This is a genomic window from Candidatus Neomarinimicrobiota bacterium, assembly GCA_021734025.1.
Taxonomy (GTDB): domain Bacteria; phylum Fidelibacterota; class JAANXI01; order JAANXI01; family JAANXI01; genus JAANXI01.
Genome location: JAIPJS010000003.1, coordinates 361272 through 376699, shown reverse-complemented (window position 1 = coordinate 376699; position 15428 = coordinate 361272). Strand labels below are relative to the sequence as shown.

Genomic DNA, 15428 nt, shown 5'->3' with positions numbered 1-15428 from the left:
ACTATATCGAGATCTTCTATAACCGCCAGCGGAAACACTCCACCCTCAACTACCAAAGTCCGGAACAATATGCACAGATGCTCCACAACCAAGCCGCCTAACTACTTCGGGTGTCCATTTTATTGTTGCAACTCCAGGGGACGCGGTGGTCATACCAGCGCTGTCATTTTCCCCCTCTCTTCGAAGAGAGGGGGACAAAGGGGGTGAGTTGTAACAAACGCGATAAACCCCAAATCCTGAGTGAGTTTAATAGCCATAATCTGGAATATAATTGAAATCGCATGTGGGAAATTGCTATGAATGACACAGTTAAGAACCTGGGTGTGGTCTTGTCCGTAATTGCCTCATTCGCTGTCGTTGTATTATTGATTTCAGCGGATTCACAGAGAAAAGTCGTTTGCTTTGGTGACTCCATAACCAACGGCGCACGGGCGGATGGCGATAGCTGGGTACATTACCTGAAGCAGGAGCATCCGGGTATCAACTGGGTGAATGCCGGTCGAAACGGACGTAAAACCGCTGATCGGGGGCAGTTATTGCCGGTGATTGAGAATAATCCGGACGCTGATTATTTCCTTATCTTCCTGGGAGTTAATGACTTGAAGGATGGAACAAAAGCGATAGTTGCATCCTGTGTAGAAAATGTGCGGTGGATGATTGAGATAATCCGGGAGAGGAATGCGGAGGCGGAAATTGTCCTCCTTGCGCCAACCGACATCAATCTGGATACCATGGATTCGGTGAATGTCCGAAAAATGTATAACGAAAATACGAAGCAATCGCTGCAGATCCTGGAAAGTGAATATCGGACATTGGCGAAAAGGAGATCGGTGGAATTCATCTCACTGCTAAATGCGGTATCTCCGCCGAATTACGTGGACGGGCTGCATCCCAATCGCGCTGGACAAAAGGAGATTGCCAGGGCAGTGTGGGAGGGATTTGAAAAAATTTTAAAATGAAAACATGAAAACGGAGAGAAAAACGGAGGATTTGCAAAAGATAGCACGGACAATAGAAGAAAATTGACAGGATGTACAGGATGGACAGGATAACGGTCAAAAATTTTTATCTGGTTCTTTTTAAATCCAGTCAATCCTGTTCATCCTGTCAGATTCTTTGTAATTGTTGGTTGATCACCGCCCCTCATTGACATTTCTCTTCCTATATTCAATAATGCCTTAATCATCAGACGAGGTCTCATTTTATGCGCCGGTATTTTCATTCTTCATGGTTAATAAAACTATTACTTATCATTGGACTGAGTTTTATCGTCAGGCCTGATGGGGTGTTCGCTCAAGAAAATGATGACCTTAAACTCTGGTACGACAAACCGGCGGATCGCTGGGAAGAGGCTCTGCCAGTGGGGAACGGCCGTATCGGTGCAATGATATATGGAAAGCCCGGTCATGAAGAAATTCAGTTGAATGAAGAGACCGTTTGGGCAGGCGAGCCCGGCAACAATGTAAAGACTGAACTGAAAGAGCATCTGCCGGAGATTCGCAGGCTACTCTTTGCCGGGAAAAACGCGGAAGCCCAGGAGTTAGCCTACAAATATCTGCCACGACACGCACCTCCGGACAATAACTACGGCATGCCGTTTCAGACCATCGGTAGCCTGTATTTGAAATTTCCCGGGCACGAAAAGGTTAGCAAATACTACCGGGATCTGGATATCAGCGAGGCGGTAGCAACCGTTTCCTATAGTGTGGGCGGCGTGCAATATCGCCGGGAGGTTTTTACCTCGTTCATGGATCATGTTATTGTTCTGCGTCTCACGGCTAGTGAGCCGGGAAACATCACGTTCACAATGGGTGCCGACAGCCCGATGGAGCACTTCCGTGTGGATACCGGAACCAACCGGCTAATTCTGTCCGGCCAATCAGGGGATTATGATAACAAAGAAGGTAAAGTGAAATTTTACACAATCGTTGAGCCGGAGGTAGAGGGCGGCACGGTTATTTCGAATGACAGTACGGTGAGCGTTCACGGAGGGAATGAGGCAATTTTGTATATCTCCATCGGAACCAACTTCAACAGTTACAAAGATCTTACTGGGAATCCCTCGTTAAGGGCGGAGCAGTATTTAAATGAAGCGCTGGATAAAAATTATGATCAGATGAAGGCTGACCATATTGATGACTATCAGCAGTACTTTAATCGTGTGTCACTAGACTTAGGAAAGACGGAGCAAGCCGAAAAATCAACTGACATTCGCGTAAAAGAGTTTAAGTCCGCAGATGATCCTCAGATGGCCGAACTCTTTTTCCAGTTTGGAAGATATCTGTTGATCGCCAGCTCCCAGCCCGGCGGACAACCGGCCAACCTCCAGGGCATCTGGAACAGGGAAACCTCGCCTCCCTGGGACAGCAAGTATACAATAAATATCAATACGGAGATGAATTACTGGCCAGCCGAGGTGACGAATCTGACCGAGATGCACCAGCCGCTGTTTTCTCTCCTCAGGGATCTGTCGGTAACCGGACAGACAAGTGCTATCGAAATGTACGGAGCCAGGGGATGGAACGTCCATCACAATACCGATATATGGCGAATTACCGGCCCGATTGACGGTGCGTATTACGGGATGTGGCCGAACGGTGGCGCGTGGCTCTCACAGCATCTCTGGCAGCACTACCTTTTTACTGGGGATAAAGAATTTTTAAAGGAGGTCTATGCCATTCTAAAGGGTGCGGCGACTTTTTACGTGGATGTCCTCCAGGAGTATCCCGAAAACGACTGGCTTGTGGTAGCGCCGTCCATGTCGCCTGAGAATGCGCACCATGATGGCGTGACTATGGCAGCGGGCACTACGATGGATAACCAGCTGGTTTACGATGTGTTTTCCAACATTATCCGGGCTGCTGAGGTCCTGGATCGGGATCAGGCGTTTATAGATACCGTCAAAGCAAAGAAGAAACGTATTCCGCCGATGCAGATCGGTCACTGGGGCCAGTTACAGGAGTGGATTAAGGATTGGGATGATCCCAATGATGGCCATCGCCATGTGTCGCACTTGTATGGACTGCATCCTGGTAATCAGATTTCACCGTACCGGAATCCCAAACTATTTAGCGCAGCCCGCACTTCGCTGCTGGCTCGCGGGGATGAATCCACCGGGTGGTCCATGGGTTGGAAGGTAAATCTCTGGGCGCGCCTGTTGGACGGGAATCATGCATATAAACTTTTGGAAGACCAAATCAAACCGGCAATTTTACCCGACGGGGAAGAGAGGGGCGGAACCTATCCCAATCTGTTCGATGCGCATCCGCCGTTTCAAATTGACGGGAATTTCGGCGCCACCGCCGGCGTTGCCGAAATGCTGATACAGAGTCATGATGGGGCGATTCATCTGTTGCCTGCGTTGCCGGATGCCTGGCCGGCCGGAAGAGTCAACGGACTAAAAGCACGCGGTGGGTTCACTGTAGATATCGAGTGGCAGGACGAAAAACCGGTGAAGGCGGTAATTTATTCTGAACTCGGCGGTAATGTCAGACTTCGTACCTATTGGGAACCGGAATCCGTTTCCAACGCTTCATTGATAAAACACCAAGGCAAAAATCCAAATCCATTATATTACACTCCGGAAGTGAAGAAACCGCTGATTTCACCCCAAGCCTCCCAGGAAGATCTCGATTTACGTGAAGTGCGTGAATACGATTTTCAGACGGAACCCGGAAATAAATATGTCATTCGATTTTAAGATGTATTGTGGCTCATTCAATTTGACAGTCGCCGCCATTTCGCGTAAACTTCACGCTAAATCTACAAACCATAATACAGGATAATTTTCCTCATTCTATGGCAAATTCACATTCCTCTTCATCAATTTCAATTAACCCCTTCAAATGGGTGCGCTCACTGTACGACTGGGTACTCCACTGGGCGGAAACCCCGTATGGGGGGCTGGCGCTGTTTATCCTGGCATTCGCGGAGTCGTCCTTTTTCCCGATTCCGCCGGATGTACTGTTGATTGCACTGGCGATTTCAATCCCATCGAAGTCATTCAAATTCGCTGGCATTGCACTGACCGGGAGCGTCCTTGGAGCGTTCCTCGGCTATTATATCGGCTGGGGATTGTATGAATCCATAGGCGCAGGCATTATTGAATTTTACGACGTGGAAGCCCAGTTCCGCCGGGTGGGAGAGATGTACAATAACAACGCTTTCACAGCCATTGCCATCTCCGGTTTTACCCCTATCCCGTACAAGGTATTTACCATTGCAGCCGGGGTATTCAAGGTTAGTATACCAATCCTGATTATAGCTTCGCTGGTTGGACGCGCAGGGCGGTTCTTTTTGGTGGGAGCGCTCATCTGGAAATTCGGGAAGCCGATTAAATCGTTCATCGACAAATATTTCAATCTGCTGACCATCGTTTTCACGGTGCTGCTCATCGGTGGATTTATCATAATCAAGTATGCCTTCTGAACAGGTAACTCCCAAATACCGTACAGTCATCTGGGATATGGACGGAGTTCTCATCGACTCGGAGCGCCACTGGAATTCACTTGACTCGCTCTTTCTGGAAGATGTGGTGAATGACTGGGAGGCGTTCGACCAGTCCCGGTTAGTCGGGAGAAGCCTCGGCGATATTTACGAACTGCTTGCAGAGGAATACGGTATCTCAATTTCCAAAGATGAATATTTACGTGAATACAATCGGGTTGCACGAAGAATTTACGGTGAGAAGGCCAGCCTGATGCCAAACGTTCAACAAACACTGCACGAGATTGATGCCCTTGGCGTTGCTCAATGTCTGGCTTCATCATCCTCCCGGGAGTGGATTGGCTACGCGCTGGAACGATTTCCGTTGGGAGAATTTTTTGATCATATTGTCAGCGCCGATGATGTGGGTGGACGCGGGAAACCCGATCCGGCCATTTATGAATATACATGTAAAACCATGGCTTGCACCAAAGATGCAACCATCGTCATTGAAGATTCGGAGCCTGGTGTTAAAGCAGCACAGGGAGCTGGACTCACTGTCATCGGTTACAGCCACAAAGATAATACCCAATCTTTGGAGAGTGCCGAATTTCATGTGTCCGATCTCCTGGAAATTCCGGAAATTGTGAGTGGCGCTGGGAATACCCGGCATTAGCAGTTGCAATCAATCCGAAAAAATTGTACAATTGCACCATTCAGATTGAAAAAACATCTGAATTGCTTTTTTACAGGAACTATTTTCGGGGTGTAGCGCAGTCCGGTTTAGCGCGCTTCGTTCGGGACGAAGAGGTCCCCGGTTCAAATCCGGGCACCCCGACACAGAACTGAGATATATTACAAAACCGATGAACTCTACAGACCAGGGAATAGGAATTTACATGACGGATAAAAGTGGCAACTACGCTCTACCCGTCTATTTTTACTTTTTTCGCTTTTATTATAGCCCAACCTGCGTTTTAGGGAGCGAAACGGTGTAAGTCAACAACAAACATTTACTCTCTGAAGCGTGGGAAAGTCGAAAGGCTCCCACGCTTTTTTTTTAGGGTAAAACAGGAGATTTGTATGAGGTGCCAGGGCGTTAGAGGCGCAACCACAATTGAAGCGAACGAAAGGGAGGCCATTCTCGCTGGGACCCGGGAGCTGTTAACTTCTATGGTAGATGAAAACGGCATTGATCCGGACGATATCGCCAGCGTTATTTTTACAACCTCCAGCGATGTGAATGCCGAGTATCCAGCCGTGGCGGCCCGGAATCTGGGTTGGTATGACCAGGCACTCCTGTGCGGTCACGAGATGGATGTGCCCGGCGGACTCAAAAAATGTATCAGAATCTTGTTGCACTGGAATACAGAAAAATCCATCGGTGAGATACAGCATGTGTATCTGAATGGCGCGGAGAGTCTCAGGCCCGAGCGGGCGCTGGACGACACGCCGGCCAGCCGATAAACTCAAATAGCAAACAAAAGACAGAGGAAATAAGATCATGATTATTGTAATGAAACCAGATGCGGAAGAGCAGGATCTCAATCATGTTACAGAGTCGATTGAGGATGCCGGCTTTAAGGTGCATCTATCGCAGGGCACCGAACGAACTATCGTCGGGGTTATCGGTGATGAACGTTCCCTGGATAAAAAGCACTACGAAAGTTTCCCCGGCGTTGAGGAAATCGTTCCGATCCTCAAACCGTACAAACTCTCCAGCAAAGATTTTCATCCCGAGGGGACAGTGGTCAATGTGAATGACGTTTCCGTTGGCACTGACGAAGTAGTAGTCATAGCCGGTCCATGCTCGGTGGAAGGTTGGGATCAGTTGCGCACTACCGCCAATGAAGTGAAAAATGCAGGCGCTAAAATTCTGCGAGGCGGGGCGTTCAAGCCCAGAACCTCGCCTTACAGTTTCCAGGGACTCGGGGAAGAGGGCCTGGAAATGCTGGATACAGTCGGCGACGAAACCGGCATGCCGGTGATCACTGAAGTCATGGGGCCGTCACAGGTTGAATTGGTAGCTAAATATTCAGATATCCTTCAGATCGGCGCACGGAATATGCAGAACTATAACCTGTTGCACGCCGCAGGTGAATCCGATACCCCAGTGATGCTGAAACGTGGATTCTCGAATACCATCGATGAACTGCTACTGGCTGCGGAGTACATTATGTCTAATGGAAACTATAACGTGATGCTCTGTGAGCGCGGTATCAGAACGTTCGACTCGAAATACACGCGAAACACGCTGGATATCAACGCCGTACCGGTGCTGAAAGAACTTTCGCATCTTCCGGTGATTGTGGATCCAAGTCACGCCACCGGCAAGTGGGAACTGGTGCAAGCTGCGTCCAGAGCGGCAGTGGCTGCCGGAGCGGACGGACTGATTATTGAAGTCCACCCCAATCCGACTGAAGCGCTGTCCGACGGACGCCAGTCGCTGGTTCCGGACCGGTTCAGTACGCTGATGGGACAAATAAACCATATCGCCCATGCCATTGACCGGCATGTGAGTGTTCCGGAGCAGGAGCCGGCAGCGGTGTAATTGAAGAGAATACAGGTAGAAATAAAAAAAGGCACCTCCAGTCGGAGGTGCCTTTTTTATTTAATCAAATGTAATTCAGGTGCTAATCCGCAAGGATATGCGCCAGAATAGTGACGGAAGTCGCGACGCCGGCATGGTTCTGCTGCAGCACGCCCACATTGCGGTATCTTGCATCTACGTCGCTCATAAATGTGATATAGGCGCCGACCACGTCGTCAATGTTAATTGCCCCTCCCAGACCAACTGCGCTACGTATCCTGTTTCGCAGAGTCACCCGGGCATTGTTCCTGATTTCAGTATCAATGGCGGAAATATCTTCTGCTGAAACGTTGATTACATTGGCGTCAATTGCCGCGGCTAGTTCAGCCATGAGGCTGTCCCGAAATGCCTGAAATGCGCCTTCAATTCCACTGAGGGTAGTGGAGGACTTTATATCCGCCTTAAGGGTCTGCCCAAATCCTTCCACGTTCGTAACATTACTCGCAGCTGCTCCGTTTATTACTTCCAGAGAATCAAATAGCTGAGCGGCAGCGTAGGCGGCGGCATTCGCCTTGTGCACGGCCGCTTTATGGGCCAGCGCAGCTTCCGCATTGCCCGTAAGACTCGTAGAAGATTGCGTCAGGGACCAGTAACCGGCCTGTTCAGCCTGGGTATAGTGATCAGCCTGAATTCCGGCGTCCAATGCCACTTCCATCCAGGCATCATTGTAGGCAGTATATGCAGACTGAATAGCCGAAGCATTACCATTGGCATTGTAGAGTTGGGTCTCAAGTTGAGCCTGAGCCTGGACACGTAACGAATCCATCTCTGCCTGCGGATAGCCGGATCCAGTGTTGGCGGACAGGAGTTGTGCTTTTGCGTCAATCCGATTTCTGACTGCAGTCGCCAGGGTCACATAGCTGGGCTGCAACAGATATACTTCTGAAGCTGTCCGGGCATTCACAGCATTTTGGATTTCCAGCGCCGCCCGGTCTTTGGACATTTCTTCGCCGTATTCCGCCATAAACTTTTCAAATACTGCCGCCTCCACCGTTGATTCTGTCGTCAGTGGCTCACACCGGACAGTATTGCCGTTTTGTACGGATGCGGACACGATTGCTCTCCACTCATTGGAATTCTTTGTGGCGATCACCACGAGGTGCCGTTCATTTTCCAGATCGGTTTCGAGGGTAAATTTTCCCTCGGCGTCTGTAGTTACCTCCGCATTGGAGACGGTCTGGATTTCGCCATCGGTCTTAATCCGGGCCAGGGTGACTGTGGCGCCTTCGATACCGGCAGCTGGTTTGCTAAAACCCTGATTACCATCACCATCCGTGACGTAACCTTCCACCATCGATGGATCGCCGGTGGCCAGTGGGGAAGTATCACAGGATATGAGAAGAACGGCTACAATTGTCAGTGTAAAAAAAGTGCGAAATTTTGGTTTCATGAAAGCCCTCCTTAATGTTCAAACTCGTTGGTACTGTGCAGATTTTGACTAATATAGATGCAATAATTGTAATTATACAGTGACAAACGTCAATTTCCCAAATTAAAAAAGGGCTCCCGGTTTAGGGAGCCCTTTTCAGAGGTTCGTCCTGTCTCGGTTATACCGAAATGTTTGCCAGAATTAACAGATCAGTAACCGCTTCGACTTCAGCAGATCCAGCAGTGGAGAACGAGGATTCCACAGTAGACCGGATAGCACTGAAGAACTCGGTATACGCCGTGACGATAGCATTTACGTTGATCCCGGTTGCGATTGCGGCCTGAATGGCGGCATCGAGTGTCGCTTTGGCTCCGCCGGACGCGTTAATGCCGGAATCAATATCGGCCACTACACTGGATTGAATATTTGCATTGGATTCCGCGGCCGTCTGGGTATGCGCCACAACACTATCGTGATAGGTGCTGAATGCGGCCTCGATATCACTCATGGTCTGGGCCGATTCAATCCTGGTCTGCAGTGCAGCGTTCGCGTCCGCAGCCGCCTGAACAGTGTTCTGTGAGGCGCCTATAGTGTTTAATTGCGCCTGGACTGCGTCATCCATCGCTGCCGCAATTTCGGTTGACGATTTTTGCTTAAGTGCGGTCCGGACGTCGGAATCCAGATTTGATGCTGACTCAACAAGCACCTTGCCGGAGACGCTCAGTGCTTTTGACCGCTCCTTGTCGTTAACGTCTTCATCCTCGTATCCGGCTTCTACACTAGAGTAGAAATCGGTATATGCCTGCTCCTTGGCGGATGACGAACCGGCTGCATAAAGATTCGATTCCAGATTGGCCTGGGCATCCGCCTGGGCCTCTGCGATGGCGTCAACGTCAGCCTGTGACTTGTTGGAAATTTCCATTAAAGCTGCCGCTTCAGCATCGGCTTCATTCTGAATTGCAGCTGCAAGATCGGCATAGGCTGAGGTGTTACCCCGAACTTCTGTCGCTACGCTGGCATTTATATTCGACTTGATACTGGTGGACGTCCAAGTGTCGGCACTCCCGTCGGCTCTGGCTTCAGCATAGACACCGGCTTCCACGGTAGATTCTTCCGTCATCGGCTTGCTTTCGACGGTTGCATCACTTTGTACTTCAGCCGTAACAACAGAGCGCCACGTCATACCGTTCTTTTCCGCCTGGACAATCAAGTTCGACTCATTTTCCACATCAGTTTCAACGGTAAAATATCCGTTGGCGTCGGTTTCCACCGATGAAGTGGAGACCGCTTCAAACGACCCGTCGCTACTCGCGCGAACCATAGTTACAGTTGCGCCTTCGACACCACCTGTCGGTTTGGTAAATCCGTCATTTCCATCTTCATCGGTTACCTGGCCCTGCACCTTAGCAGTTCCACCACTATCGGTAGGAGAGTCACTACAAGCTATCAGGAAGAATGACGAGGTAACCAATACCAGTATTACGGTTGTTATTTTCCTTATATATCTCATTGCATTGCCTCCGTCTGTTGTTCTTCTCAACTGTCTGCAAAGAACATAGAGGAGAGGTTGACTACTGTAAGTGATCATTCTCAAAAAAATAAATTTAATTATATATATTGAGTAAAATCACAACTTTTTTACATTATTTGATTTTTAAATATTTAATTAATTAATCGACTATAAGATTACGATATTAACGTTTCTCCCTCAATATGGTAGCAGTTATAGGGGAGCGGAGGGACAATTCAAATTAAATTAACAGAATTCCCTGTCTGAATTCTGTGGTAAAATTTATTACCCGGCAAACAATTCATTGAAGTTCCATTGCTTTTCGGAGTGTGATATCATATTGTTATGATACATCTCACACAGACCTGACCATTAATCCGTGAAAAATTTGAATAGATGCCGAGTCTTTCTAATAAATAAATCATAAGACGTAAAGGAGTCGATTATGAGCAGGTCGCATAAGTCCAAAACTATTAACGATCACCGTCTATCCCCGGAGAGCCTGATGATGAGTTACGGATATAAGCCGGAATGGTCGGAAGGGGCAATAAAGTGCCCGATTTTCCAGACATCTACCTTTGTCTTTGAAACGGCAGAAGAGGGGAAAGCCTTTTTTGAAGTGGCATACGGCTTACGGGAACAGCGGAAAAATGAAAAGCTCGGGCTGATTTACAGCCGGTTAAATAATCCCGACCTGGAAATCCTGGAGGATCGTCTCACGCTCTGGGACGATGCTGAAGCAGCCGCAGTCTTCGAGAGCGGGATGTCAGCCATCACAACAACACTCCTTGAAGTACTCCGTCCCGGCGATGCGATTTTGCATAGTGAGCCTGTTTATGGCGGCACAGATTATCTGCTCAAGCACATCCTGCCGGAGTTCGGCATCAAGTCAATCGGATTCCCGGCGAAGGCAGACAGGAAAGATATCGTAGAAATTCTGGCGGAGGAGCTTGGCGATAGTACTTTGGGGATGATCTATATTGAAACGCCGGCCAACCCGACAAATGACCTGATTGATATCCGGATGTGCCGTGAATTGGCAGACGAATATTCATCCAATGATAAAAACCCCCTTGTCGCAGTTGATAATACCTTTCTGGGACCGCTATGGCAACATCCCTTGAAGCATGGGGCAGATTTGGTGCTATATTCGGCGACAAAATATATCGGTGGCCACAGCGACCTGATTGCCGGGGTCTGTCTTGGTTCAAAGGAATTGATCCATCAAATCCAGAACTTCCGGACTATCACCGGCACCATGTGCGGCCCATGGACAGGGTGGATGCTCCTGCGCAGCCTTGAGACCCTCAAGTTACGCATGACGTCACAAGTTGAAAACGCCAAGTATATAGGAGATTACCTAAATTCACACTCCAAGGTTAACGAGATACATTATCTTGGCAATTTAACGGAAGACGATCCGCAATACGAAGTATATCAACGCCAATGTGAAGCCCCTGGGGCCATGATTTCCTTTACCATAGAAGGTGGGGAAGCAGAAGCATTTCGGTTCTTAAATGCTCTTCAGATGATACACCTGGCCGTGAGTCTTGGTGGTACGGAATCTCTGGCAGAACATCCCGGAACCATGACCCATGCTGACATTACCCCGACAGATCAGCGGCGTATGGGGATTACACCGAATTTAGTCCGATTATCTATTGGTGTCGAAAATAAGGAAGACATACGGGCTGACTTGAATCAGGCCCTGGAAGCCGTTTAATACGTGACTATCTGGTTTGATTCATCGGGAGTTTTATGTAAATTTATTGATATTGAAATTCAGCAGAGAAAGGCAGGAGAAACGTAGTGCACGAGGAAGCAGAACACTATCCGTTCCGGGAAGTCGAAACCAAATGGCGCAATTACTGGCAGGAAAATGGATTACACGAACCGGATTTAGATAATCCGGACGATAAACTCTATACACTTGTAATGTTTAGCTATCCATCAGGAGACAAACTCCATTGTGGCCACTGGTATAACTTTGGGCCGACCGACACCTGGGCCAGATTTCAGCGAATGAACGGAAAAAACGTGTTCGAACCCATGGGATTTGATGCCTTTGGGCTTCCGGCGGAGAATTACGCCATTAAGCACGGTATCCACCCGGACAAGAGTACTCAGGCCAATATCGATTACATGCGGAAACAACTACGCCAGATTGGTGCGATGTACGACTGGCGAAATGAGGTGGATACCAGCGATCCCGACTATTATAAATGGACTCAGTGGATATTTCTGAAGTTATATGAGGAGGGGTTAGCCTACAAAGAAAATGCACCGGTCAATTGGTGCCCGAGTTGTGAGACAGTGCTGGCGAACGAGCAGGTGATTGAGGGGAAGTGTGAACGTTGCGACAGTGAAGTTGAAAAGAAAAAGCTGGAGCAGTGGTTTTTTAAAATTACCGACTACGCCGAGGAATTGCTCGAGGGCCTGGAACGCATCGACTGGCCAGAGAAGACCAAGGCCATGCAGCGGCACTGGATTGGTAAGAGTGTTGGGGCGGAAATGATGTTCCCACTCGCGGAGCAGGATGAAGAGGAGATTAAGGTATTTACCACGCGCCCCGATACGATTTATGGCGCGACTTATATGGTGCTTGCCCCCGAGCATCCGCTGGTTGAGGAAATTACCACTGAACAGCAACGCATTGAAGTTGAAGAATATGTGGCTAAAGCACTGAGAGCCAGCGACATCGATCGCTTGGCGGAAGATCGTGAAAAGACCGGTGTTTTTACCGGAGCATATGCGATAAACCCCTTTACCAAGGCCCGGATTCCTATCTGGATAGCCGATTACGTGCTCTATACCTACGGTACCGGTGCCATTATGGCCGTTCCTGCGCATGATGAACGTGATTATGAATTTGCCCGAAAATACGACTTGTCCATTGAAGAGGTTATCAGCCCCGACGGGGATTCGCATGGGACTGATACCAGTTATACGGAATACGGTGTGTTAATCAATTCCGAGGAATACAGCGGACTGTCCTCAGAAAAAGCCATCAAAAAGATAGCGGGAGACTGCGAGGAACGGGGTATAGGAAAGGCGAGTGTTCAATACCGGCTCCGTGACTGGCTTATATCCAGGCAACGTTACTGGGGAGCGCCGATTCCGGTTGTCTATTGCGATGACTGCGGTACGGTACCGGTTCCGGTGGACGATCTGCCGGTTGAGTTGCCCAGAGATTTGGATCTCCGGGATACCCAGGGCAGTGGGATTGCACCGCTGGGGCATTCAGACGAATTCCTGAACACCTCGTGTCCGGAATGCGGAAGCGAAGCCACCAGAGAAATTGATACCATGGATACCTTTGTCGATTCGTCCTGGTATTTTCTCAGATACGTAGATGCCCGGTATGAAGACGGTCCATGGAATCCCGAGCGGGTAAAAGAGTGGCTCCCGGTGGATCAGTACGTCGGCGGCGCCGAACATGCCACTATGCATTTGCTGTACGCCAGGTTCGTGATTAAAGCATTGCACGATGCTGGCTTACTCGATTTTGATGAACCGTTTCAGCGCCTGTTGCACCAGGGGACTATTACCAAAGATGGCTCTAAGATGTCGAAATCGCGGGGAAATACGGTCTCCCCGGATGAATTTATTGACGATTACGGCTCGGATATTTTTCGGATGTATCTGATGTTTATGGGGCCGTACGAGGACGGCGGAGACTGGAGCGATAAAGGCATCGTTGGAATAGACCGGTTTGTGAACCGTATGTGGCGGCTGGTGAACTCCCATGCCGATACCGATATCATGGAATGTTCCGATGACGAATTGCTGCGCATTATGCACAACACAATCAAGAGTGTGCTGGAGGATACGGCCGACTTTAAGTTTAATACCGCTCTCAGCCGAATCATGGAATATGTGAATGCGATGTACAAAACGGGCGCGGATATCGCCCGGGAAAACCTTGATGTCCTTGTGCGATTAATCGCACCGTTCGCTCCACACCTTGGCGAGGAACTCTGGGTTCGATTAGGGAATGAACCATCTATCTTTGAGACCGCGATGCCTGAATACCGCGAAGACCTGCTTCAGGATGAAACCGTCGAAATCGTTATCCAGGTAAATGGCAAAGTCAGAGATTCTTTCCACGCTCCTGCAGATGCCAGTAAAAAAGCGTTAAAAGAACAGGCAATCGGCAGGGAAAAGGTGCAGAAATACACTGAGGGAAAAGAGATTGGGAAAACAATCGTCATCCCGAATCGACTCGTGAACATTGTTGTAAAATAGTGTTGAGGGCAGGCAGTAGCGCTGTCTGCCATCAAACATTTTACGCGCCCACACTCCGGAAGATTTTTTCACTAATCTTTTACCGAAATCTGTCGACATTATAAATGCCATCCTGGCATTTTTCCGCTTTACATTAAAATAATGGTGGGTGTCGAATATGAATACTTTGCAGGATTATCGGGATACATTAGAGAAAAACCGACAATTGTCCCCTGGAAACGATTACGCAGGCTATTGGTCGCAGGATGAACGCATCACCACCGGAAAATCCCTGGCAGGTCTCCGGGAATGGTTTAATACAGCCGCCAAAAAGCTTGAAGAAGATGCGCCTCATGTCGCCCAGCATGAACCCATTGAATCAGTGAATTATGTTAATACGCTAAAGACCCAACTTCGCCAAACGGGGCAAGAGCTCGCAAAAGAGACGCAGGAGAACCACTTCTATAAGCTGAAGGAAATTAGTATCTACAACACCTTTGAACTGATACGACTGGATAAACAACTCATTCAAACCTACCATGACTTTCATGATTCAATGGAACACGCCATCGAAGAAAAAATGTATTCCAAAGAAAACCTTGGAGATCTGCTTCAAGAATTTAACTCCCTGAAAAGCGTATTTAACGAGCGTAGAGAGCTCATTACCGAAATCGCTGAAACTGATTCGACCCTGCAAAAGCAAATTCAATACGCAGGGAACCTGATTGACAAGCGAAATATTCAGGAACTTTCTGACGCCGTGGATACCATATTTGAAACAGGTCGGGGAAGGGTGAACCCCTTTCTTGATCTTTTAGACGAATTCAAGGAACACCAACTATTTATCTACAGACGCGCTGAACGTTCTATTGAACGGGATGAAGAAGCGATAAAGTTTTTTGAGATTTTTGCCAATGTTCTTGATCGGCTTCAACTGTATACGGAGAGCGACGAGTTATTGTCTCAATTGCCACATTTCGAAAAGCTCCGGAGTTCAATTGAGATGAAGGACAGAATCATCGAGCGCCGCGATAAGCTCATCCACATTTCCGGAATGAAGGATCACAGGGACATGAGTAAAGAGAAAGAAACTGACGAGGAGAACGTCTCTGAGAAAACCGGAAAGCAATCCTCAACGACAACTTATTTCATCGTCGGTTCAGTAATTGTACTCCTGATTATCGTCGTACTTGTTTTCGCCATGTAGATCCTGAAAAGGGAGGATTATCTCACAAAGGATGCCGCAGGCTGCGATATATCTTGGAAATCCATAAGTTTACATAATATCTGTTATCGGAAATTATAAATAT

The 15428-nt window shown here is 48.4% G+C and carries 11 protein-coding genes and 1 tRNA gene; 10 read left to right on the top strand and 2 right to left on the bottom strand.

Annotated features, from left to right (window positions below; all coding sequences use genetic code 11):
- The first annotated feature begins 296 nt into the window (after positions 1-296).
- From K9N57_05720 to aroF, 7 genes are all read left to right on the top strand, one after another.
- On the top strand, positions 297-959 hold the full coding sequence (locus K9N57_05720; GenBank protein MCF7803666.1) for an SGNH/GDSL hydrolase family protein: 663 nt from the start codon (positions 297-299) through the stop codon (positions 957-959).
- A gap of 245 nt (positions 960-1204) precedes the next feature.
- Complete coding sequence (locus K9N57_05715) at positions 1205-3700, top strand: glycoside hydrolase family 95 protein (protein MCF7803665.1); 2496 nt, start codon at positions 1205-1207, stop codon at positions 3698-3700.
- A 98-nt stretch (positions 3701-3798) separates the two neighbouring features.
- Positions 3799-4428 carry a DedA family protein gene (locus K9N57_05710; protein ID MCF7803664.1) on the top strand — a complete coding sequence of 210 codons (630 nt, stop codon included), beginning with the start codon at positions 3799-3801 and terminating at the stop codon, positions 4426-4428.
- Positions 4418-5101 carry an HAD family phosphatase gene (locus K9N57_05705; GenBank protein MCF7803663.1) on the top strand — a complete coding sequence of 228 codons (684 nt, stop codon included), beginning with the start codon at positions 4418-4420 and terminating at the stop codon, positions 5099-5101. Before K9N57_05710 ends, K9N57_05705 begins: the two co-directional genes overlap by 11 nt.
- Positions 5102-5187: 86 nt before the next feature.
- Positions 5188-5263: transfer RNA gene (locus K9N57_05700), tRNA-Pro, on the top strand.
- Between the two features lie 239 nt (positions 5264-5502).
- Positions 5503-5892, top strand: a complete 390-nt coding sequence (aroH, locus tag K9N57_05695) for a chorismate mutase (GenBank protein MCF7803662.1) — start codon at positions 5503-5505, stop codon at positions 5890-5892.
- A 37-nt stretch (positions 5893-5929) separates the two neighbouring features.
- Complete coding sequence (gene aroF, locus K9N57_05690) at positions 5930-6976, top strand: 3-deoxy-7-phosphoheptulonate synthase (protein ID MCF7803661.1); 1047 nt, start codon at positions 5930-5932, stop codon at positions 6974-6976.
- Between the two features lie 82 nt (positions 6977-7058).
- On the opposite strand, the gene K9N57_05685 is transcribed toward aroF, so the two are convergent.
- On the bottom strand, positions 7059-8405 hold the full coding sequence (locus tag K9N57_05685; protein ID MCF7803660.1) for a carboxypeptidase-like regulatory domain-containing protein: 1347 nt from the start codon (positions 8403-8405) through the stop codon (positions 7059-7061).
- Positions 8406-8562: 157 nt separating this feature from the next.
- The gene (locus K9N57_05680) at positions 8563-9894 is read right to left on the bottom strand and encodes a hypothetical protein (GenBank protein MCF7803659.1); all 1332 of its coding nucleotides are present in this window, start codon (positions 9892-9894) and stop codon (positions 8563-8565) included.
- Positions 9895-10339: 445 nt separating this feature from the next.
- Between K9N57_05680 and K9N57_05675 the strand changes: the two genes are divergently transcribed.
- The 3 genes from K9N57_05675 (at position 10340) to K9N57_05665 (ending at position 15325) form a co-directional block, all read left to right on the top strand.
- Positions 10340-11617, top strand: coding sequence for a cystathionine gamma-synthase family protein (locus K9N57_05675; GenBank protein ID MCF7803658.1), 1278 nt, complete (start codon positions 10340-10342; stop codon positions 11615-11617).
- Positions 11618-11703: 86 nt separating this feature from the next.
- Entirely contained in the window at positions 11704-14139 is a 2436-nt protein-coding gene (gene leuS / locus K9N57_05670; protein ID MCF7803657.1) for a leucine--tRNA ligase, read from the top strand.
- Between the two features lie 157 nt (positions 14140-14296).
- A complete protein-coding gene (locus K9N57_05665) occupies positions 14297-15325 on the top strand; it encodes a hypothetical protein (protein ID MCF7803656.1) in 1029 nt (342 codons plus the stop codon).
- The last annotated feature ends 103 nt before the right edge of the window (positions 15326-15428 follow it).